19 protein-coding genes are annotated in these 21062 nt (G+C 67.4%); 10 read left to right on the top strand and 9 right to left on the bottom strand.

Annotation, left to right across the window (positions count from 1 at the left end; translation table 11 throughout):
* Nucleotides 1-2 precede the first annotated feature (2 nt).
* A complete protein-coding gene (locus MKK75_RS09055; RefSeq protein ID WP_244042257.1) occupies nt 3-1028 on the top strand; it encodes a CBASS cGAMP-activated phospholipase in 1026 nt (341 codons plus the stop codon).
* Nucleotides 1029-1311: 283 nt separating this feature from the next.
* On the opposite strand, the gene MKK75_RS09050 is transcribed toward MKK75_RS09055, so the two are convergent.
* Nucleotides 1312-2883, bottom strand: a complete 1572-nt coding sequence (locus MKK75_RS09050; RefSeq protein ID WP_244042256.1) for a site-specific integrase — start codon at nt 2881-2883, stop codon at nt 1312-1314.
* Between the two features lie 262 nt (nt 2884-3145).
* Here MKK75_RS09050 and MKK75_RS09045 point away from each other — a divergent pair, with 262 nt between their 5' ends.
* The 6 genes from MKK75_RS09045 to MKK75_RS09020 all read left to right on the top strand — a co-directional run bounded on the left by MKK75_RS09045 (nt 3146) and on the right by MKK75_RS09020 (nt 7176).
* Nucleotides 3146-3301 carry a hypothetical protein gene (locus MKK75_RS09045; RefSeq protein WP_244042255.1) on the top strand — a complete coding sequence of 52 codons (156 nt, stop codon included), beginning with the start codon at nt 3146-3148 and terminating at the stop codon, nt 3299-3301.
* A 274-nt stretch (nt 3302-3575) separates the two neighbouring features.
* The gene (locus tag MKK75_RS09040; RefSeq protein WP_244042254.1) at nt 3576-3818 is read left to right on the top strand and encodes a hypothetical protein; all 243 of its coding nucleotides are present in this window, start codon (nt 3576-3578) and stop codon (nt 3816-3818) included.
* Between the two features lie 59 nt (nt 3819-3877).
* Entirely contained in the window at nt 3878-4195 is a 318-nt protein-coding gene (locus MKK75_RS09035) for a hypothetical protein (RefSeq protein WP_244042253.1), read from the top strand.
* A gap of 167 nt (nt 4196-4362) precedes the next feature.
* A complete protein-coding gene (locus MKK75_RS09030) occupies nt 4363-5394 on the top strand; it encodes an ABC transporter substrate-binding protein (RefSeq protein WP_244042252.1) in 1032 nt (343 codons plus the stop codon).
* Nucleotides 5395-5407: 13 nt separating this feature from the next.
* Nucleotides 5408-6289, top strand: a complete 882-nt coding sequence (locus MKK75_RS09025; protein ID WP_244042251.1) for an ABC transporter ATP-binding protein — start codon at nt 5408-5410, stop codon at nt 6287-6289.
* A complete protein-coding gene (locus MKK75_RS09020; RefSeq protein ID WP_244042250.1) occupies nt 6286-7176 on the top strand; it encodes an ABC transporter permease in 891 nt (296 codons plus the stop codon). Before MKK75_RS09025 ends, MKK75_RS09020 begins: the two co-directional genes overlap by 4 nt.
* A gap of 20 nt (nt 7177-7196) precedes the next feature.
* On the opposite strand, the gene nikE is transcribed toward MKK75_RS09020, so the two are convergent.
* From nikE to MKK75_RS08980, 8 genes are all read right to left on the bottom strand, one after another.
* On the bottom strand, nt 7197-8849 hold the full coding sequence (gene nikE, locus MKK75_RS09015) for a nickel ABC transporter ATP-binding protein NikE (RefSeq protein WP_244042249.1): 1653 nt from the start codon (nt 8847-8849) through the stop codon (nt 7197-7199).
* On the bottom strand, nt 8846-9763 hold the full coding sequence (locus MKK75_RS09010) for an ABC transporter permease (protein ID WP_244042248.1): 918 nt from the start codon (nt 9761-9763) through the stop codon (nt 8846-8848). Before MKK75_RS09010 ends, nikE begins: the two co-directional genes overlap by 4 nt.
* Nucleotides 9760-10692, bottom strand: a complete 933-nt coding sequence (locus tag MKK75_RS09005) for an ABC transporter permease (protein ID WP_244042247.1) — start codon at nt 10690-10692, stop codon at nt 9760-9762. The genes MKK75_RS09010 and MKK75_RS09005 overlap by 4 nt, the downstream gene beginning before the upstream one ends.
* Before the next feature lie 4 nt (nt 10693-10696).
* Entirely contained in the window at nt 10697-12319 is a 1623-nt protein-coding gene (locus tag MKK75_RS09000) for an ABC transporter substrate-binding protein (protein WP_244042246.1), read from the bottom strand.
* Nucleotides 12320-12833: 514 nt separating this feature from the next.
* A complete protein-coding gene (locus MKK75_RS08995; RefSeq protein ID WP_244042245.1) occupies nt 12834-13376 on the bottom strand; it encodes a c-type cytochrome in 543 nt (180 codons plus the stop codon).
* Nucleotides 13363-14604 (bottom strand): sulfite dehydrogenase, encoded by a 1242-nt coding sequence (soxC, locus tag MKK75_RS08990; RefSeq protein ID WP_244042244.1) that lies wholly within the window; start codon nt 14602-14604, stop codon nt 13363-13365. Before soxC ends, MKK75_RS08995 begins: the two co-directional genes overlap by 14 nt.
* A gap of 57 nt (nt 14605-14661) precedes the next feature.
* A complete protein-coding gene (locus tag MKK75_RS08985; protein WP_244042243.1) occupies nt 14662-16029 on the bottom strand; it encodes an LLM class flavin-dependent oxidoreductase in 1368 nt (455 codons plus the stop codon).
* Between the two features lie 10 nt (nt 16030-16039).
* Nucleotides 16040-17260 carry a monooxygenase gene (locus MKK75_RS08980; protein ID WP_244042242.1) on the bottom strand — a complete coding sequence of 407 codons (1221 nt, stop codon included), beginning with the start codon at nt 17258-17260 and terminating at the stop codon, nt 16040-16042.
* 408 nt (nt 17261-17668) lie between these two features.
* Here MKK75_RS08980 and MKK75_RS08975 point away from each other — a divergent pair, with 408 nt between their 5' ends.
* Genes MKK75_RS08975 through MKK75_RS08965 form a run of 3 tightly spaced genes read left to right on the top strand, consistent with a single transcriptional unit; the run spans nt 17669 to nt 21058 of the window.
* Complete coding sequence (locus tag MKK75_RS08975; RefSeq protein ID WP_244042241.1) at nt 17669-18658, top strand: ABC transporter substrate-binding protein; 990 nt, start codon at nt 17669-17671, stop codon at nt 18656-18658.
* Nucleotides 18659-18662: 4 nt separating this feature from the next.
* Nucleotides 18663-19706 carry an LLM class flavin-dependent oxidoreductase gene (locus tag MKK75_RS08970; RefSeq protein ID WP_244042240.1) on the top strand — a complete coding sequence of 348 codons (1044 nt, stop codon included), beginning with the start codon at nt 18663-18665 and terminating at the stop codon, nt 19704-19706.
* Between the two features lie 14 nt (nt 19707-19720).
* Nucleotides 19721-21058 carry an LLM class flavin-dependent oxidoreductase gene (locus MKK75_RS08965; protein WP_244042239.1) on the top strand — a complete coding sequence of 446 codons (1338 nt, stop codon included), beginning with the start codon at nt 19721-19723 and terminating at the stop codon, nt 21056-21058.
* The last annotated feature ends 4 nt before the right edge of the window (nt 21059-21062 follow it).

Here is a 21062-nt window from a genome sequence, read left to right as displayed (position 1 = left end):
CGATGAACTATATGCCACCCCGCCGGTCGGACGGCACCATCCAGACCGAGCGAGTACGCCAGCCTTGGCCTGCCGACCGGCCTTTCCGGATCTTGTCGATCGACGGTGGCGGCATCCGCGGCATCCTGCCCGCAGCGATGCTGACTGAGATCGAGCGACGCTACCTCGGCAACGGTTCGATCACAGACCACTTCGACATGATCGCCGGCACCTCGACCGGGGGCATCATTGCTCTGGGGCTGGCGCACGGCAAGAAGGCGTCCGAAATCCTCGAACTTTACACTGAGCGGGGCGTCTCGATCTTCCCGCCGGCTGGGCTGATCGGCAAAGCCGTGCGCGCGATCCTCCAGGTCCGACGCTCCGCCTACGAACGGGCGCCCCTTGAGGCCGAGCTGATGAGGATCTTCGGCTCGACGGTCTTCGGCGATGCCAAGATCCGCTTGGTCATCCCGACCTTCGAGGGCGTCCACGGCGAACCGTGGATCTACAAGACCCCACACCACCCGGATTATAAGAAGGACCGGCACGAGCGCATGGTCCGGATAGCTCTCGCCACCACAGCCGCACCCACTTATTTCGACGCGTTCGAGAACAACGGCTACCGCATGATCGATGGCGGCGTCTGGGCAAATAATCCTGTGATGAATGCCTTGGTCGATGCGCTGGCGTGCTACGAGATCAAGCGCCATCAAGTGCGCATCCTGAGCCTCGGGTGCGGCGAGAAGACGTTTACCGTAGGCGACGCCCGCGCGCGAGGTGGCATGGCGCAGTGGGTAAAGGTGTTCGATGCAGCGGTGAGGGCCCAGTCACAGAACGCGCTGGGGCAGGCCTTCCTCCTGGTCGGCAAGCAGAACGTGCTGCGGCTCGACTCTGCCGCATCGGCGAACCCAATCGCCCTGGACAACTACACGGCGGCCAAAGAGCGGCTACCGGAGGAAGCCCGCTCGCTCGTCGAGGCAGGTGGCCGCGAGGTGCAACGCGTGTTCCTCACCGACCGGGTGGATCCGTTCGTCCCTGTCTTGGCGTAAGACCAAGGGTGTGAACCGCTGTGTTGGTTCGCGACCACCGCATGGAAAAGCTAACCTTACAATAGCGCTGCAATCTCGATTGCCAGATTCTCAACAATCCTGCCCTGCCGGGCAGGGTAGAACGGCTCTCTCATACAGCATTCCAGGTCCGATACCCTGCTCGGCGACTCAAAGCAGCTCATACGCTCACGGTTTCAGCCACGGACGTTCACCAAGCATTATACCCCAAAAGCAGACTTTATGAACTTCCGCAAAGGGTCAACTCCGGCTGTTTGCGTCGCCGTCAACGATCGGGAACGCATGGTGCTTCACCCCGCTCAGGCAAGCTCAGCACTGGTATCTTCATCAACTCACGGTACAACGCGGACATCTCGTATTCGCCGTAGCTGTCCGCCACCGTGCGCCGGCCGTGGCCGGTGATCGCGTCGACCAGGTCCGGCGCAAGTCCATGCCGGCGCCCCAGCGTCTTCAGACGATGTCGCCAGGAATGGTTGGGTGCCAGCCGCTCGTCCGTTAGCCCCAGCCCGCGGACCCACCGCCCCAGCACCTTCGTACCATTGCCACCACGCTTGCCGAACACGTCCGGCTTCAGCTTCGGGAACAGTGGGCCTGACGGGATGCCCAGAGCGAAGGCGAGAAAGCCGCTGTCCAGCACCGCCAGGTGCAGCGGCACTGCTCGTTCCGAGCTCGCAGTCTTGAGCGGCCCAGCTTCGGGGTCGAAGCGCAGGCACCAGACGCCGTCCACCTGCACCACGTCCTGTGCGCGAAGCTGGCACACCTCAGACACGCGAGCCCCAGAGTAGGCGCACAGCCACGGCACCCAGCGCAGCACAGGATCGGCTTCAGCCAGCGCTGCTTTCAGCACGAGTGCCGCCTCTTGGTCGGTGAAGCTCCGGATGCTCTCGGATGCCTTGCTCTTCACATCCATGCTGACCCGCGCGGCTGGGTTCTCCTTCAGCCGGCGGTTGTCGACTGCCCATTGCAGGATGGCGCGCACCGGCGCCAGCTTGGCATCGCGGATGGTCTTGGGGTGACGCCCTTCTCGGATCATCGCCTCCTTCCAGGCGATCAGGTCGTCCGGCGTGACGCTCGCCGCGTCCGTGCGGCCCAAGAAAACCGTGAACTGCCGGACCACGCGCGACCACTCGTACAGCGTCTTAGCCGCCGGCCGCTTCTCCGCCGCCCAGCCAGCGGACAGATCCTCGAAGGTGACCGGCTTTGAAGCCGGCGTCGGCACACTGACGGCAGGCACAGCAGTGGCCGCCAAGTAGGGAGTCGTCGCGACCTCTCCTTGAGCGTGACGGGCCAGAAGCAGGCTTGCGCGCTGGACTGCCGCGGCGATCGCTCGCGCGAGCTTCAGTCGGCCTTCGGCGTCGACAACGAGACCAAGCGCGGCGCACTCATGTTCGGCATAGCCCCGGCACCAATCCTCCAGCGCCTGCACGCGAAAGTGGTCCGGGTCGAGCTGCCAGAAGGCAGGCGTTCCGATGGTTGCTGGGTCGAGGGGCGTAGCAGAGGCGAACACCTTGGGGCCGAGGGCGACAGGCCAGAAGGTCTGAGCGCTCGGCTCATCCCGATGCTGGGCGAACCAGCGATCGTGAACGTCGGCGGCAAGTTCATGCGCCTCGCGTTCAGTTAGCGTGCGAGGTCCGGCGCGCAGCCCAGCCCAGCGCTGTTCGAGCTTCAGCAGTTCTTCGGCATGGCGCCGCTTCGCCTCGGCCGGGTCTCGAGTCTGGAGGCTGAAGTACTCCTCACGCCGGCCCACAACAGCGACGAGGTCGGCCGGCACGCGCTTGCGCAGCCAGTAGACACCGGAGCGGGGGTGGAGCTGAGGCCGGGACATCGAGAGGACCATGTGTGTAGCACCGCTATGTAGCACGCGGGCTTGCCTAACCACATGATCGGACTGAACTTCTTAGCGGATCAGCGCTTTAGGCGGCTGATGGTGCCCAGGAAAGGGGCACCGGGAGTGAGCGAGATCAATGACTTGCTCGCCAGTGGGACCCGACGCCCCTCCACGCGATCATTACGCTTTTCGGGCGAGTGTCCCACTGCCTGAAGGCCCCCTCCCCGCTCGTGGCTCTTATCGTCGCCCGAAGGACGAAACCGACATTAACGTGCCGGACCGCGCCGAACTGGTAGCCGAGGCCGCCGAGATCTTCGGCGAGGAAGCCGCACGCGAGTTGGCGGCGCACCTCCGCATCCCGTTCGAAGCGTGCCGCCCGGCCGCCGACGCCCCCCACATCCTGAGGAATCGTCATGCCCATTCTTGATACGACCGCTCGCCGGCGCCTTGAAAGCTGTCTCCGCATAGCCGAGCATGGGGCAACGGGAGGCGAGCGCGCCGCCGGCCTTGCCGGCGCCGAGCGGATTGCGGCAGGCGCCGGTATGACCCTCGCCCAGGCCCAGGGTCACGCGATGGCCGCGCGGGCCGCTGCCCCGTCGTCGAGTCCGTCTCCTGCCGCCGGACGGTCGACCCGGGCTCGTCCTCGCACCAAGCCCCGCACGCAGCCGAAGGCTCGGACCGTCGAGGAGCGGTTGCGCGAGATGGATGAAGAACTCGCCGGTCAGCGCAAGCGCGCCGCCGAAGCCGATCGCCGTCTGGATCAGGAGCGTACTGCGCGGGCGGTCTGGGAGGCCGAGATGCGGGCGGTGCAGGCAGTGCGTGATCGCGAGTGGGCCCAGCGCCGGGCTCAGCGTCGGGCGGCCGCAGCCCATATGGCCGCGATGCAGGCGACCCTCTCGGCCAGCCGCTACGTCCGCCACTGCACCGTTTACTGCTCATGGTGAGTGGCCGGCGATGCTCACCGGGCGGATCTGCCGCCCGTTCTTGCTGAGAAGGCGCGCCCATGACCCCGCGCGAGCAGGCCGCCTCCACCACCGGCATCGCTTCAGCGTTGCATCCGCTCTTCGACGAGATCACCGGCCTGCAGGGGGCGGAATGCGACCACACTCGCGGCCATCGTCAGAGCCAGGACGAGTACGACGATGCACACCGCGACGCATCGGTCTGGATCGTGTTGAGAGCGCCGGACTTCAACGACACCAGCCGCGAAGACGAAGGCGACGGCAAGCGCCAAGGCTGTTCCCGGCGGGGCGAGATCGTCGAGCACCGGCAGGATTCCAGCGCATCCGAGGCAGATTGCGTGCTTCTCGGCACAGCATGAAATGATTTTTCCAATTATTACACGATCTATGGAGTTTAACACTCCATGCTCGTGCAGAGATAATACATATTTCTCGTTGACCGCTGCTTTGCAAGCAGCCAGATCTTAGTCTCGATTTCGTAATTTTTCCGCATCGCTTCTTGGATGCGTACACGTCGAGGGTTGAGATGGTCGATAAGCGATGGAGCCTGATCTTGCGCAGGCGGATCGCCGCCCTGGCCGGGGGCTTCGCCTTGGTCGGCCTGCTGATCGGGCCCACGGCGGCGGAGGGACGGCTGCGGATCGCCAAGCAATTCGGTGTGGTCTATCTGCTCCTCAATGTCATCGAGGACCAGAAGCTCGTCGAGAAGCACGGCAAGGAGGCGGGCCTCGAAATCGCGGTCGAGTACGTGCAGCTCTCCGGTGGCTCGGCGGTCAACGACGCCCTACTCTCCGGCTCGATCGATGTCGGCGGTGCCGGAGTCGGGCCGCTCTTCACCCTCTGGGACCGCACCCGCGGGCGGCAGGGGGTCAAGGGCGTCGCCTCGCTCGGCAACTTCCCCTACTATCTCGTCAGCAACCGGTCGGCCGTCAAATCCATCGCGGACCTCACCGAGGCCGACCGCATTGCCGTGCCGGCGGTCGGTGTGTCGGTCCAGTCGCGCATCCTGCAATGGGCCTCCGCCAAGCTCTGGGGCGACAAGGACTTCGCCAAGCTCGACAAGATCAGCGTCGCCGTCCCCCACCCGGAGGCGACGGCCGCGATCATCAAGGGCGGCACTGAGATCAGCGCCCATTTCGGCAACCCGCCTTTCCAGGACCAGGAACTCGCCGGGAACCCGAACGCCCACATCGTCCTGAACTCCTACGATGTTCAGGGCGGCCCAGCCTCCTCGACCGTGCTGTACGGGACTGATCGCTTCTACCGGGATAGTCCCAAGACATACGCGGCCTTCGTTGACGCCCTCGACGAGGCGGCGAAGTTCGTCACGGAGAACCCCGAAGCAGCGGCTGACATCTACATCAAGGCGAACAACAGCCGGATCGACCGTGATCTGCTCCTCAAGGTGATCAAGGATCCGCAGGTCAGCTTTAAGGTCGCGCCGCAGAACACCCTCGGGCTCGGCCAGTTCATGCACAGGGTCGGCGCAATCAAGAACGAGCCCAAGGCGCTGTCGGACTACTTCTTCACCAGTCCCCTCACCGCCACCGGCAGTTGAGCAGTCCGCGCACATGACCCTGACCGCGCTCCACGACATTTCCGCGCCACTCGCGCCGGAACCAACGGTCTATGATTATTCCGAGGCAGCATCGTCCCCGCGCGAGCTACCGGCGCCGCTCCTGCGTCTCGCCGGGGTCAGCCTGGAATACCGCACCCCCGCGCGCGTGGTCCGCGCCGCGCACCGCATCGATCTCGATATCTATCAAGCGGACCGCTTCGTCCTGCTTGGCCCTTCGGGCTGCGGCAAGTCCACCCTGCTCAAGGCGGTTGCAGGTTTCATCCCGCCGGTCGAGGGCACGATCACCCTGGACGGCGTGCCGGTCCGCGGCCCTGGGCCCGACCGCATCGTGGTCTTCCAGGAATTCGACCAGCTGCCGCCCTGGAAGACCGTGCTGCAGAACGTGGCCTTCCCGCTGCGGGCCTCCAGCCTCCTTAGCCGGCGCGCTGCCCATCAACGGGCGCGCCACTACATCGATAAGGTTGGCCTCACGCCCTTCGCAGACAGCTACCCGCACCAGCTCTCCGGCGGCATGAAGCAGCGCGTCGCCATCGCCCGGGCGCTCGCCACGCAGCCGCGGGTGCTGCTGATGGACGAGCCTTTCGCGGCGCTCGATGCCCTGACCCGGCGCAAGATGCAGGAAGAGCTGCTGGCGCTCTGGGAGGACTCTCACTTCACGCTGCTGTTCGTCACGCATTCCATAGAGGAAGCGCTGGTGGTCGGCAACCGGGTGGCGCTGCTCTCGCCCCATCCCGGCCGGGTCCGCAGCGAGGTCAACAGCCACGCCTTCAGCCTGACGAGCTTGGGCAGCCCTGACTTCCAGGCAGCCGTCCGGCGCCTGCACGACCGCCTGTTCGAACCCGAACCCGGAACCTCCGAGAGGGCCGCTCCGTGACGTTGCCCGTCGCCGCGGACGCCCGCCTTCCGCCGCCGATCCGACCGGAATACGATCGGCCGCTGCCGCCCTTCATCGAGGCGCCAGTCACCCGCGCGCTGCCTTTGACGGCGTGGCTCTGGCAGCAGGGCTGGCTGCGCAAGGGACTAATCCTGGCGCTCCTCGCGGCGGCTTGGGAGGCGCTGGCCCGCTTCCAGAACAACGACCTCCTGCTGCCGAGCTTCACCGCGACGCTCTCTGCTCTGGCGGACGGCTTCGCTGACGGGGAACTGGTGGAGCGCGTCCGGATCTCGCTCGCAGTCCTGGCGCAGGGCTACCTGATCGGCGCCGTGCTCGCCTTCGGACTGACGACGCTGGCGGTCTCGACCCAGTTCGGCCGCGACTTGCTCTCAACCCTGACGGCGATGTTCAATCCTCTGCCGGCCATCGCGCTGCTGCCGCTGGCGCTGCTCTGGTTCGGGTTGGGCAACGGCAGCCTCGTCTTCGTGTTAGTCCACGCGGTCCTGTGGCCGCTCGCGCTCAACACTTTCGCGGGCTTCCAGGGGGTGCCCGAGACCCTACGCATGGCCGGACGCAATTACGGGCTCACAGGCCTCAGCTACGTCTGGCAGGTGCTGATCCCGGCAGCGCTGCCGGCGATCCTGTCGGGTCTCAAGATCGGCTGGGCTTTCGCGTGGCGAACCCTGATCGCCGCCGAGCTGGTCTTCGGCGCGGCCTCCGGCAAGGGCGGCCTCGGCTGGTACATCTACCAGAACCGTAACGAGCTCTACACCGACCGGGTCTTCGCCGGCCTGCTCCTGGTGATCCTGATCGGGCTCATCGTCGAGAACGTCGTGTTCGCCACTCTGGAACGAGTGACGGTGCGGCGCTGGGGCGTCGTCCGCTGATGCCACGCAAGTCTGGCTGCTCAAGCGGCGCTTAGCCGTCCGGGCACGGTGTTCACGATTGCGCTCCCGAACACGTCCGCGACGCTTCCCTGATCGACGATCCGGCCGTCCTGGAACACGAGCACCCGGTCGGCGAGGTGCTGGACCACGCCCCAATCGTGGGAGATGAACAGCATCGCGGTGCTGAGGCGGCCCTGCAAGTCGGCCAGCAGATCCAGAATTTGGGCCTGGATGCCGATGTCGAGCGCTGACACTGGTTCGTCGCAGACGATCAGAGCGGGCTCGGCGGCCAGCGCCCGGGCGATTGCCACGCGCTGGCGCTGGCCGCCGGATAGGGCGCGGGGATGGCGATCGATCACGCCACCACTCAAACCGACTTGATTCAGCAGCGCGAGCACACGCGCGCGCCGGCCCCTCGCGCCAGTGTCCGGGAGGTTCTCGGCGATGATGTCCGCGACGCGGTAGCGGGGATCGAAGCTGCTCAGCGGATCCTGCGGGATGTACTGGAGCCGCCGGCGCAGCGGACGCCGACGCGGCTCGGGTATCCTTGTCCAGAGCTCCCCGAGCAGCCTTACCTCGCCCGCATCCGGCTCCAGCAGGCCAAGGACGATCTTGGCGCAGGTCGATTTGCCGGAGCCTGATGCGCCGATGATCCCGAGCACCTCGCCGGCTCGCACCGTGAAGCTGACCCCCTCAAGCGCGGTGAAGGTGCCGGTTTGGCCGGCCGCCGCACGATGTGCGTAATGCTTGGCGATGTCGCTAACCTCCAGCACGGGCCGCGGCTCGACGGCTGCCCGCGGCGGGGACGGCTCGCGCTCTATCGTGGATGAGCCTTGGCCGGCGGAGATCCGCGCCGACGCCAGGCGGCTGCCGCGCGAGGCGGCGGACGGGATCGCGGCGAGAAGCTGGCGCGTGTAGGGATGTCGCGGCTGCTCAAGGACCTCCTGGGTCGACCCGGCATCGACGATGCGTCCGGCCCGCATCACGATCACGCGGTGCGCGATCCGCGCGACGAGGGCGAGGTCGTGGCTGATCAGGAGAAGGCCAGCGCCCTCACGCACCCGGTCGGCGAGAACCGCAAGCACTTGGTCCTGGATGCCGGGATCAAGCGCCGTCGTTGGCTCGTCCGCGATGATGAGGTCGGGCTCGGCCGCGATGGCGGCGGCGATAAGGGCTCGCTGCCGGAGGCCGCCGGAGAGCTGGTGCGCGAACTGCCGGGCTCGCTCGGCAGGTCGTGGCATGCCGACCTTGGCAAGCGTGGCGTGGACGCGCTCCGTCAGCGCGGCGCCACCCGATACCAAACGGTGTTCGGTGAGCACCTCGCCGACCTCCTGGCCGATCGTCCGGAGGGGATCCAGCGAGACCAGCGCATCCTGCATCACGAGGCCCGTGAGGTTGCCGCGCAGGCGGCGCCAGTCGGCCTCGCGGAAGGTGCGCGCATCCCGACCGCGGATCCGGAACTGCGCTGCTTCGATTCGCGCCCCGTCGCCCGTGAGGCCCAAGAGGCTGCGCGCCGTGACGCTCTTGCCCGATCCGGACTCACCCACGAGGGCGACGCATTCGCCCGGATGGATGGTGAGGTCGGCACCCTGGACCACGGGCTCATCCCCTTGAGCCGGGAAGGCGACTGAGAGGCCGCGTATGTCGACGAGCGGTTCGTGACGATCGGTCATGCGATGCGTCCCTCGAAGCGCTTCTGGAGCACGCCCCCGACGATGCTGAAGGCGATCACGGTCAGGGTGATGGCGAGCCCCGGAAACACACCCGGCCACCACGCCACCCGCAGCACGTCGCGGCTCTCAGCGAGCATCACACCCCATTCCGGCGTTGGCGGCTGGGGGCCGAGCCCGAGGAAGCTCAAACCCGACACGACGAGGATCGTATTACCGATGTAGATGGTCGCGATGACCGGCACCGCGACCAGCACGTTTGGCAGGACGTGGCGCAGAAAGATCCGGGAGCGCCCGAGCCCGTAGATCGCCGCGTGGGTCACGTAGTCGGCATCTCGCACGAGCTGAGTCTGGGCGCGCACCACCCGTCCGAATTTCGGGATGCCGGCGATGCCGACAGCGATCGCAATGTTAGCCATGCCCTGTCCCAGGAAGGTGACGACCAGCATGGCGAGCAGCACGCCCGGGAAGGACGAGAGCACGTCGAAGAGGCGTGACACCGCCTCGTCCAGCAGACGGTTGCGCAATCCCGCCAATACGCCGAGGAGCACGCCCGCGGCGGCGCTGACCGCCATGCCAGCAAGCCCGATCAGGAGCGAGTAGCGGGTGCCGTAGAGGGTTCGGGCGAGGACGTCGCGCCCGAGCCGGTCGGTGCCGAACGGGTGGACCCAGCTCGGACCCTTCAGGGTCTCGGAAAAGTCGCCGGTCAGCGGATCGTAGCGGGTGAACAGCCCCGGCCCCAGCGCAACGAGGGCCAGCATGGCGAGGAACCCGGCCGCCAGGATGAAGCGTGGCGGATGTCGAGGCCTGAACCGCGTGGCTCGCAGGACCGAAGTCGGCACGCTGGCTACGGTCCCGACCAGGCCTTCGGTCGAGAGCGCGACGGCGGCTGGAGCGGAATGCGGGGATGCTGTCATGTGGTCCTGAGCCTCGGATCAATCAGGAGGTAGAGGATGTCGAGGAGCGTCGAGGCGGCGACGTGGATGAGCGCGGCGAGCAGCACCACCGCCAGCACGACCGGCACGTCGTGGGTGAGGACCGCCCCGAGCGTCACCGTGCCGAGTCCCGGCCGGCCGAATACCTTCTCGGTGATTACGGCGCCCCCGAGCAGACCGCCGATCAGCCAGCCACCGAGGGTCACGGCCGGAAGCAGGGCATGCCGCAGGACGTGGCGGATCCGGATGGCGGTCTCGCCGACGCCGCGGGCCCGGACCGTGGTGACGAAGGGCTGGTCGAGGGTCTTCTCCATCGCCTCGCGCAGGACCTGGGCCAGGAGACCGGCCGTCGGCAGGGCGAGGGCGATGGCCGGCAGCACGAGGGCGTTCCAACTCTTGGCGCCCGCCACCGGGAACCAGCGCAGGGAGAACGAGAACGCCATCAGCAGCAGGATGCCGAGCCAGAAGACCGGCGTGGAGGCAGCGACAAGTTCGAGACTGGAGGCGAGGCCGTGGGCGAGGCGTCCCCGCCCAGCCGTCGCGAGGGCGAGCCCCCCGGCCAGCAGGACGGCGAGGAGGCCCGCCGCGAAGGCGAGCTCGACGGTCGGCCGCAGCTGCGAGCCAACGACCTCGATGACTGGCCGGCGCAGCACGTAGGAGGTGCCGAAGTCGCCGTGGGCGAGGCGAAGCAGGAAGTCGGCGTACTGGGCCGGCAAGCTCCGGTCCAGGCCCCACTCGGCAGCGATCGCCTCGCGCAGACCCGGGAAGTCGACATCGCCGGCGAGGATGTCCTCGATCCGGCCCGGCAGGGCATGCAGCGCGACGAATGCCGCGGTCACACTCGCCCAGGCGACAACGAGGCTCGTACCCAGACGGCTCAGGATGCGGAGTGTGAGATGGCGTGCCGGCATCGGCCTACTCCCCGGCAAGCCAGACGTCGTAGGCGTTGGCGGGCGAGTCGAGGCCGGCCTCGAAGCCGAGGCCTTCGACCCCCTTGCGAGCAGCCAGGAACCAGCTCGGCGCGAAGAGCGGGACGATGTAAGCCTTCTCAATGCCGAGCACCTGGATCCGGTCGGTGAAGGCGCGCTTGCGCGCGGGATCCGTGGCGGCGAGCGCCTCGTCGACCAAGCCGGTGATCTCTGGGTCGGGGTTCGGGACGTTGGTGTAGAGGAAGCCCTTCGTGCCGAGCATATCCCAGAGTTCACGAGCGGCGTCCGAGGGATTGTCGGTGTTCGGGTAGATCGACCAAGTCCCGGTGGCATTGCCTTTGGCGTACTCGCCCGCGGTGATGATGCGCAGGTTGAGATCCAGACCGATGTTCTTGCGCAGGGCAGCCTGGATGCCCTGGATCAGCACCTCACGGTTGTCGCGCACGTAGGGCTGCGGGTAGCCCACCTCGATCGTCAAGCGCTTGCCATCGCGGGTACGGAAGCCCGCGGCGTCGCGCCCGGTCCAGCCGGCCACGTCGAGCAGGCGGTTGGCGCCTGCGACGTCCCGGCCCCAGGCGCCGACGAGAGCCCGGTTGAAGGCCGGGTTATCCGGCCCGATGATCGACCACGCCCGCGGGACCGTCCCGAGGTAGGCTTGGCCCACGATCGGTTCGGGATCGAAGCCATCGCGAAGGGCGCGCCGCACGCGGACATCATCGGCGGGCGCGCGGGTGTAGTTGACGTTCAGGGTGAAGGCCGTGCCGGCGCCCAACGGTCCCTTAAGCAGGGTGAAATCCGGCTGGTCGGTGAAGAGCGGAGCATCAGTCGGCTGCACCCCCTCGATAACGTCGACCTGACCCGAGGCGAGGGCGCCGGCCCGCACCGCTGCCTCGGGTAGGAAGCGGATCGTGAAGCCGTCGAGATAGGCCGGCCCGGCGTGAGCGGCGTAGCCGGGCGGCCACGCATAGGCCTTGTTGCGGACGAAGCGGGCCGACTGGCCGCGCACGTACTCCGCGAACACGAAGGGTCCGGTGCCAGCGAGCGCGGGACCTCCGCCGCAGAGGTCGCCCTTGGCTAAGGCTTTCGGGGATAAAATCCCGAGCTTCACGTTCGAGACGGATTCCAGGAAGCTCGAATCCGGCCGGGCGAGGATCAGCCGAACCACGTTGGGGGCCACGACTTCGGCGCGCGCATACCGATCGAGCAGAGCGGCCGCATTCGCGGCGTTCTCGGGCTTCTTTACGAAGTCGAAATTCGCTTTCACCGCCTCGGCATCGAGCGGCGTGCCGTCATGGAAGGTGACACCGTCGCGAAGCGTGAAGGTGTAGGTCAGGCCGTCCGGCGCGAGCGACCACTGCGTTGCAAGCCAGGGAGCGAAGCTCCCGTCAGCGCGCTTGGCCACCAAAGAGTCGATGTAGTTCCGAGCGACGAAGAAGGCCGCCTGCTGGGAGGAGCGATGCGGATCGAAGCAGCTCGGCTCGGTCGCGACACCCCAGGTGGTCGTGCCACCGGTTTTCGGGGCCAGATCAGGAGGCGCCGCGTAAGCTGGCCCCGCAAGCCAGACAGCGCAGGTCGTGAGGACCGCGCCGCAGGGAACGATCTTTCGCATCAGATGCCACCAAGACAATCTTATTCACGCCAGATTGAGTACCGACGCAGAACTGATTTTTTCAAAAAACTATCAAGCTATCGGATAGATTTCCGAAATTTGCGTGCCTGCGCTCGTCACCAATTTAGGATTATACGTCATTGACATGCAACTCGAAAAGTCAAAGTTTATTGTTTTTACCAAATTTTGTACTATATTTTCATTGCAGGTAAGATCTGTGGATCGAATTTCTATGGTATGTGCCAGGAAGGCATATTCCTTTTGGATGATCCGGCGGATCTTCGCCGCACAGGCCCACAAGGCGGATCACCGGGCTCCGTGTCGCTTTGTCGTTCAAGTCTCGGATTTGTTGCGGCCATATGGCCTCCGGAGCCGGGACTGATCTCGACCGCGCCACATAAGTTGCTATGAGTGCAGGTCCGTGTACGGCCCATCCTGCCCCAGATCGGACATCCAGGACGTCCTTCTGGCCGACGTATCGCCAGGGGATTACGACACCATCGATTTGGTCTGGTCAGGGTCTCACATCAGGCCTCGGGTCGGAGACGAACCCCTCGCGGTTCGGCATGCGGACGGCGGCTAGCGTGGCGGCATCGAGCACGGCGCGCTCCGGGATGAGTCCGTTCAGGTACAGGACGTAGCCGGAGACCGCGTAAACGTCGTCATCGCTGAGCGATTGCGGGGCGTTCATCGGCATCGCCCGCCGGATGTAGTCGAACAGGGTCGGCGCGTAGGGCCAGAAGCTCCCGACGGTCTTGAGCGGCTTCGCAGAAGCGAGCGTGCCTTGGCCGCCGACGAGCCTCTCGCCGGTCCCACCTTCCCCCCGGCTGCCGTGGCAGGACGCGCACTGCGCGTCGAACACCGCGCGCCCCTGCGCGACGCTGCCGTGTCCAGGCGGCAGCTTCCGGCCATCGCGGTCGATGTCGATGTTCCAGGCGGCGATCTCGGCCTCCGACGCCGGGCGACCGATCCCGAGGCGCTCTGTCGCCCGCGCCGCCCCTGCGCAGGTGAGCACTAGGGCCATGAAGACGACGGCGCGGGCTTCATGCATAGCCATTGGCCACCTCGCCGTCCGCGGCGATGCGCCAGGGCACGACCGCGTTGTTGTGGTAGAAAGATTTGAGGCCGCGCACCGCCGTCAACGCGTCGAAGCTCGGCTGAACATACCCGGTCTCGTCGATCGCCCGGCTCGCGATGGTCGTCGGCGTCCCGTCCCATCGCCAGGGCAGGCGGAAGCGGGTGAGCGCCCGGTTCAGAACCGGCTCCTGAAGGGCGGCGTCCTGCCAGGTCTTGCCTCCATCGGTTGTGACCTGCACCCCCCGGATCTGGCCGCGCCCGGTCCAGGCGATGCCGGTGATCTCGTGGAAACCGGGCGTGATCCGCTGGGTGCCGGAGGGCCGGGTGACGATAGACTTCGCCTCCATCACGAAGGTGAATTGTCGGGCGGTGCCATCCGGCATCAGGTCAGTGTACTTGGAGGTCTCCTCACGGGAATAGGCCGGCTCCGCGCTCACGTTGAGGCGGCGCAGCCACTTCACGCTCATGTTGCCCTCGAAGCCGGGCAGGAACACCCGCAAGGGATAGCCCTGCTGCGGGCGCAGCCGCTCGCCGTTCTGGCTGTAGACCAGCAGCGCGTCGTCGAGGCATTTCGCGACCGGGATGCTGCGGGTCATGGCGGCGGCATCCGCGCCCTCGGCCACGACCCATTTCGCCTCCGACTTCATGCCAGCCTCGCGCAGAACCGTCGCGAGGCGAACACCGGTCCATTCGGCGCAACTGACAAGCCCGACGAGATCCGAAGCGGTCTTGCCCTTGATCGCCTCGAAGCCCGGATTGCCCGAGCATTCGAGGAAGTAGATGTGCGACTCGCTCGGAAAGCGGCGGATGTCCTCCATGGTAAGGACGAGGGGCCGCTCCACCAACCCGTGGATCATGAGCCGGTGCTGGGTCGGGTCGATATCGGGGATGCCACCGTGGTGGCGCTCGTAAAATAGGCCGTTCGGCGTGAGAATGCCGTCGAGATCCTGCAGCGGCGTGCGGCTGGAGGCCGAGGTGTATTGCTTCAACCCCTTCGGCACGTTGCGGATGAGCCCCGCCTCGAAACGGGAGGGCGTGCCGTAGGGCTGGCTGCCGGTATCGGCTCCGGGCACCTTCATCCAATCTGGGATGGCGGGCGGAGTCGCCTCCTCCGCGCGGGCTGCGCTGCCGGCTACGGCACCCACGGCCGCTGCCGCCCCCCGCACGAGGAAGCGCCGTCGGGCGTTGATCGTGTCGCTGTCGCTCATTGCATCACAATCCGATCTGATGCCAGTCTTGCGCCGACAGCCTCTGCACGATGGTCGTCATGCGGCCCCTCGTTCGAGCGAGGTGCGTGCGGCTGATGGAATGCGGTGCGCAGGCCGGGGAAGGCCGAGGTGATCCCGCAAGGTCGATCCCTCGTACTCGTCCCGGAAGAGTCCCCGCTGCCGCAATTCCGGGAGGACGAGGGCAACGAAGTCGTCGAGCCCGCCGGGCAGGGTCGGCGGCATGATGTTGAAGCCGTCTGCGCCCCGCGCCTCGAACCGCTCCTGCAGGGCGTCGGCGACCTGTGCCGGCGTGCCGACGATCGTCCAGTGGCCTCGGGCGCTGGCGGCGCGCAGGTAGAGTTCGCGGATCGTCAGGCCCTCCCGCCGGGCGAGGCGGAGGAACAGGTCCTGGCGGCTCTTGCCGCCGTTGGTCTCCGGCATCTCCGGCACCGGGGCATCGTCCGGAAGGGCGGACAGGTCGGCGCCGGTGAGCTGTTCGAGGAGCGAGCGACCGACCACCGGGTGGATCAGCTCCTGCAGCGAGGCGAACTTGTCCTGCGCCTCCGCCTCGCTCCGCCCGACCACCGGGAAGGCGCCCGGCATGATTTTGAGGTGGTCCGGATCGCGGCCGTAGGGGCTCATCCGGCCCTTTACGTCGGCGTAGAAGGCGACTGCATCCTCCAGGGTCTGCTGAGCGGTGAAGATCACCTCGGCGGTGCGGGCGGCAAGCGCCTTGCCGGCCTCCGAGGAACCCGCTTGCACCACCACCGGATGCCCCTGCGGCGGGCGGGGAACGTTGAGCGGCCCCCGCACCGAGAAGTGCTCGCCCTCGTGGGCGAGCAGGTGCAGCTTGTCGGCATCGAAGAAGCGCCCGCCCTCGCGGTCGCGGACGAAGGCGTCGTCCTCGTAGGAATCCCACAGGCCGCGCACGACGTCCACGAACTCTTCCGCCCGGGCGTAGCGGTTGGCGTGGGCGAGATGGCTCTCGCGGCTGAAGTTCCAGGCCTCCCGAGGGTCCGCGGAGGTGACGAGGTTCCAGCCCGCCCGGCCGCCGCTCAGATGGTCGAGGGAGGCGAACTTGCGGGCGACGTGGAACGGCTCGTTGTAGGTGGTAGAGGCGGTGGCCACGAGGCCGATCTGCTCCGTCACCGCCGAGAGGTGGGACAGCAGGGTCAGCGGCTCGAACTGGCCGACATAGCGGATCGCCGTGCGGCTTAGGGCGTCCAGATCGTCGCCCCGGATGCTGACCCCGTCCGCGAGGAAGATCAGGTCGAACTTCGCAGCCTCGGCCGTGCGGGCGAGCTGCCGGTAATGAGCGGCGTTGATCCCGGCATCGGCATCGGAGGACGGATGCCGCCACGCGGCGACGTGGTGCCCGCCGGGATAGAGGAATGCGCCGAGGCGCATGCGGTCGCTTCGTGCCATGCTCGCAACCTTAGGCCGAACCGACGCGGTACTGACGGGGCGGCGCCTCGCCAGAAATTGCGAAGGTGCCGACACTGCGGTCCCGGTAGATGCGCGGGTTGTGGGAGGCGATGGTGCGGGCGTTGCGCCAGTACCGGTCGAGGCCGGCCCCAACTTTCACTGCCGAGGCGCCGAGCGCGTCGAACAGCGACGTCGTAGCCGTCAGGACCAGGTCGGTGACCACGCTGACCGCCTGGTTGACCTCGACATCGGCGAGCGTCGCCTGCCGCTCTGCCTCCGGCGAGCCGGCCCGGTGCGCGTCGTGGACCCGCTGGACCGCCTCGGCTGCCTTCAGCACCACGGCGCCGGCCGCGTAGGCATTGGCACGTACGCGGCCGACCACAGCCTGGATCTGCGGATCGTCCGCGGTGCGCCCGGCATTGCCGTGGCTGTAGACGCGGGTGCGCTCTGCCACCAGCCGCGCCACGTCCTCGGCCGCCGCCCGGCCAATGCCGGCGAGCGTCGCCAGATGCACCAACTGGAAGAACGCCATGGCGTAGGGGAAACGGGCTGGGTCCGGCTTAATCAGCGCGGGGTCGAGGGCCACCGCCTCGAAGGTCGCGGTGCCACTGGCGGTGAGCGCCTGCCCGAACCCATCCCAATCGTCCACGATGGTGACGCCCGGCGCGCGCACCGGTACGGCGGCCGTCACCGCCCCGCCGGCCTCGTCCTCGGCCGAGAGGTGGATGTAGTCCGCGAAGAGCGAGCCAGTGGTATAGAATTTACGCCCCTCGACCACGGGCCTTCCGTCGCTCCGCCGAACCACCGTGTCGAAGGCGCCGACCTTTGCCGACCCGGTCTCCGAGACACCGCTGCCGATCGTCTTGCCCGCGCCGATCCGCCCGATCCAGGCCGCGCGCCAATCCGGCGAGGAGGAGCAGAGCGCGTCCTCCGTGAAGCCGAAATGCGCCCGCAACGCGTTGGTGACGTTCGAATCCGCGGCCGACAGTTCGATCAGCAGGGCGAACAACTCGGGCAGGCTAGCGCCGTGGCCGCCGTCTTGAGGCGCGAGCCGCAGGGTGGTGAAGTTCGCCTCCCGCAGCCAGCCGAGCTCGGCGTGTGGCAGGCGGCGCTCCCGGTCCCGCTCAACGGCGGTAGCGCGGATCTCGGCGAAGACCGGGCGGAATGTGTTTGCCAGGGTCTCGTAGCGCCCGCTCGGCCCCGCACCCCAGCCCGCATCCGTCTGCGACATGGCTTCGACTTTCCGATTTCAGACACCGCCCCGCGGGCGTTTGACGAAGGAATCGGTGAGCCGCTTCCCGATCACAAGCCTGATTCTCTGTCGGACGTTGTCTTTGGGACCGACGTATCGTGAGACGACCGGCAAGAAGATTTTTGTTTTGTCGGGGTTATATTTGTAAAATAATCGTTCTCCTGCCGATGACCTGCAACTTTGATGAGCATTTAATGAACTCGATCTGGGTGGAAAGAAAGATTTTTTTTATGGAGTTCCCTTTGTGGAACATGCTCCTCCCGAGAACCACTAAATCGAAAACGCGTTTCATTGATCCGACGCGTCTTGCTAGCCTTCAATAAGGGGCATGCCGGTCGCCACCCCCGGCGTCCTGCCCCCGTTCATTCTACGATCCGCGAGCGCCCGATGACCGACGACACGACGGGCCGGTTCGGCCCCTCCCGCCGCACGCTCCTGCGCGGCGGGCTCGGCGGGGCGGCCGCCCTGGCGCTCGGCGCACCGACTGCGCGCGCGGCGCCCCGCGAGGTGAAGATCAGTATGCAGCGCTCGTCGGTGCTGTTCACCGTGTTGAAGGTGAAGGGCACGCTGGCCGAGCGTCTGGCACCGCTTGGCTTCACGCCAAGCTGGCATCTCTTCACCAGTGTCCTTGAACCCATGAATGCCGGGGCCGTCGACATCCACGCCGACGTGGCCGACGCGGTGCCGATCTTCACCCAGGCCGCCAGGGCGCCGCTAACCTTTTACGCCCGCGAGCGGGGTGCACCCTCAGCGGAAGCGATCATCGTGCCGGCGGATTCCCCCATCCGCAGTGTCGCCGACTTGAGGGGCAAGACGGTCGGCGTCTCCCGCGGCTCCGGCAGCCACTACGTGCTGGCCGCCGCGCTCAAGCGCGCGGGCCTGACCTTCGCGGACATCAAGCCCGCCTATCTCCAGGCGCCGGAGGGGGCCGTGGCCTTCGAGCAGGGCAGCCTCGACGCTTGGTCGATCTGGGATCCGTTCCTGGCATTCGCCGAGGCCAAGCGCCCGGTCCGGGCCATCGCCGACGGCGATGGCCTTACGACCTATCACCGCTACTACCTCGTCAACGACAGCTTCGTCGCCGCGCAGCCGGAGGTTGTGGCGACCGTCTACCGCTCCCTGGTCGAGGCCGGCGCCTGGATGAAGGCGAACCCGAAGGAGGCCGTGGCGCTGCTCGCCCCGATCTGGGGCGACCTGCCCCCGGCGGTCGTAGCCGCCGCCAACAGCCGCCGGACCTACACGGTAGAGCCCGTGGAGCGCAGCCAGCTCGGCGAGCAGCAGGCCATCGCCGACGTGTTCTACGAGGCCAAGCTCATCCCCCGTCGGATCGACGCGACCGACGTGCCGATCTTCGCGATCCCCTCGGGCCGGGGCTGACGCCGTGGCGTGCGACCCCCGTTTCGGCATCTGGGCCGCCGTCCACGGTTCCCGCGCCTCCCACCACGATCCCGACGAGCCCGACGACGCCAGTTGGGAGCGCAACCGCGCCCTGGTGCTGGAGGCCGAAGCGCTCGGCTTCGACTCGGTGCTGGTCGCCCAGCACACGATGAACCCCTACGACCCGGAGCGGGACCAGCTCGAAGCCTGGACCGGAGCCGCAGCACTCGCGGCGCTGACCCGGCGGATCGAGATCATCGCGGCGATCAAGCCGGGGCTCTACCACCCGGTGGTGCTCGCCAAGATGGCACTCCAGATCGAGCATATCAGCGGCGGTCGCTTCGCCCTAAATCTCGTCAATGCCTGGAACAAGGCCGAGTTCGAGCGCGCAGGTCTGCCCTTCCCAACCCATGACGACCGTTACGCCTATGGCCGCGAATGGATCGGCCTCGTTGACGGGCTGATGCGCGGCGAGCGGGTGACCCTGGAAGGCGAGCACTTTCAGGTGGAGGAATACCAACTCCGCCCCGCCGGCACGTTCCGGCCGCGGCCGACGATCTATCTCGGCGGCGAATCTGAGCCCGCCCGAGCACTCGCCGCCGACCACGCCGACGTTTGGTTCATCAACGGCCAGCCATTAGAGGATGTCGCCGCCCTGATTGCCGACGTCGCCCAGCGCCCCGCGGCGAACGGGCCCCTGCGCTACGGGCTCTCGGCCTTCGTGATCGCCCGGGAGACCGATGCTGAGGCTGAAGCCGAGCACGCCCGGCTCCTCGCCCTGGCCCAGCGCGATACGGATCTCCGCGCCGACACCCGCGCCCGTACCGACAAGGCGAGCGTGATGTTCGCCAAGACCGACGCGGCCGCCTCGCAGCATGTCGGGACCAACGGCGGCACCGCCGCCGGGCTCGTGGGAGGCTACGAAACCGTGGCCGAACGGATTCGCGCCTTCCACGCCGCCGGCATCGAACTGTTCATGCTGCAGTTCCAGCCCTTCGAGGCGGAGATGCGTCGTTTCGCCGAGCAGATCATCCCCCGCATTCGCTGACTCGGAGGGCTTCGATGAGCAGCCGCCAACTGCATCTCAACGTCAACCTGTTGCATTCGGGTGTCTACCCGTCCGCGTGGCGGCTGCCGCAGAGCCGGCCGGACGCCTTCCTCGACATCGACCACTTCGTGCGCGTCGCCCGCGTCGCGGAGCGCGGCAAGCTCGACGCGATCTTCCTCGCCGACACGCCGGCGATCAACGACCGGATCGACTACCGGCCGTTCAACGCCCTCGAACCCACCGTGGTGCTGGCCAGCGTCGCGGCGGCGACCAGCCATGTCGGCCTCGTAGCCACCGCCTCGACGACCTACAACGAGCCGTACAATCTCGCCCGCCGCTTCGCGAGCCTCGACCTCGTGAGCCGTGGCCGGGCCGGATGGAACGTGGTGACGACGGCGGACGCCGCCGCCGGCCGTAACTTCGGCTTCGCCGGCGCCTCAGAGCACAGGGCTCGCTATGCCCGTGCCCGGGAATTCACCGATCTCGTCCACGCCCTTTGGGACAGCTGGGAGGACGACGCCTTCCTCGGCGATAAGGCGAGCGGCCGGTTCGTGGACACGGCCAAGGTCCACGCCGTCGACCACCGCGGAGTGCACTACACCGTCGTAGGGCCGCTCACGGTGCCGCGCAGCCCGCAGGGACGGCCGGTGACCTTCCAGGCCGGCGGCTCAGAGGACGGGCGCGAGCTCGCCGCCGCCACCGCCGACGCGGTGTTCTCCCTGGCCCAGACCGTCGAGGATGGTGCGGCCTATGTCCGTGACCTGCGGGCGCGGGCGGCGCGCTACGGACGCGGACCGGATGCGCTGGTCATCCTGCCCGGCCTCGCCACGGTGATCGGCTCGACGGAGGCCGAGGCGCGCCGCCGTCAGGATGAACTTTGGGATCTGGTGCCGGAGGCGTACAGCCTCGCGCGGCTCGCCGGGACGCTGCGGATTGATCCGGCGCGGCTCGACCTCGACAAGCCCTTGCCCGACCCGCTGCCCCTGCCGCCCGATGCCAACCACACGATGTTCCTGGGTACCGTGGCGCTCGCCCGGCGGGACGGGCTGACGGTGCGCCAACTTCTGCGGGCGCTGGGCGGCGGGGTCGGTCACCGCATCATCGCGGGCACGCCGGAGGCGATCGCCGACGACATCGAAGCCTGGTTCCGGGCCGGAGCGGCGGACGGCTTCAACCTGATGCCAGACGTGCTGCCCGACGGTTTGGAGACCTTCGTGGACGCGGTGGTACCGATTCTTCAGCGCCGCGGTCTTTTCCGGCGCGATTATGCCGGGGCGACGCTGCGCGATCACCTGGGTCTGGCGCGGCCCGCGAGCCGTTACGCCGCGGCCGGGCACTCGCTCTCTGCCTGAGCGC

The organism is Methylobacterium sp. J-030 (assembly GCF_022829545.1).
Lineage (GTDB): Bacteria > Pseudomonadota > Alphaproteobacteria > Rhizobiales > Beijerinckiaceae > Methylobacterium.
This window is presented reverse-complemented; position numbering and strand designations above follow the sequence as displayed.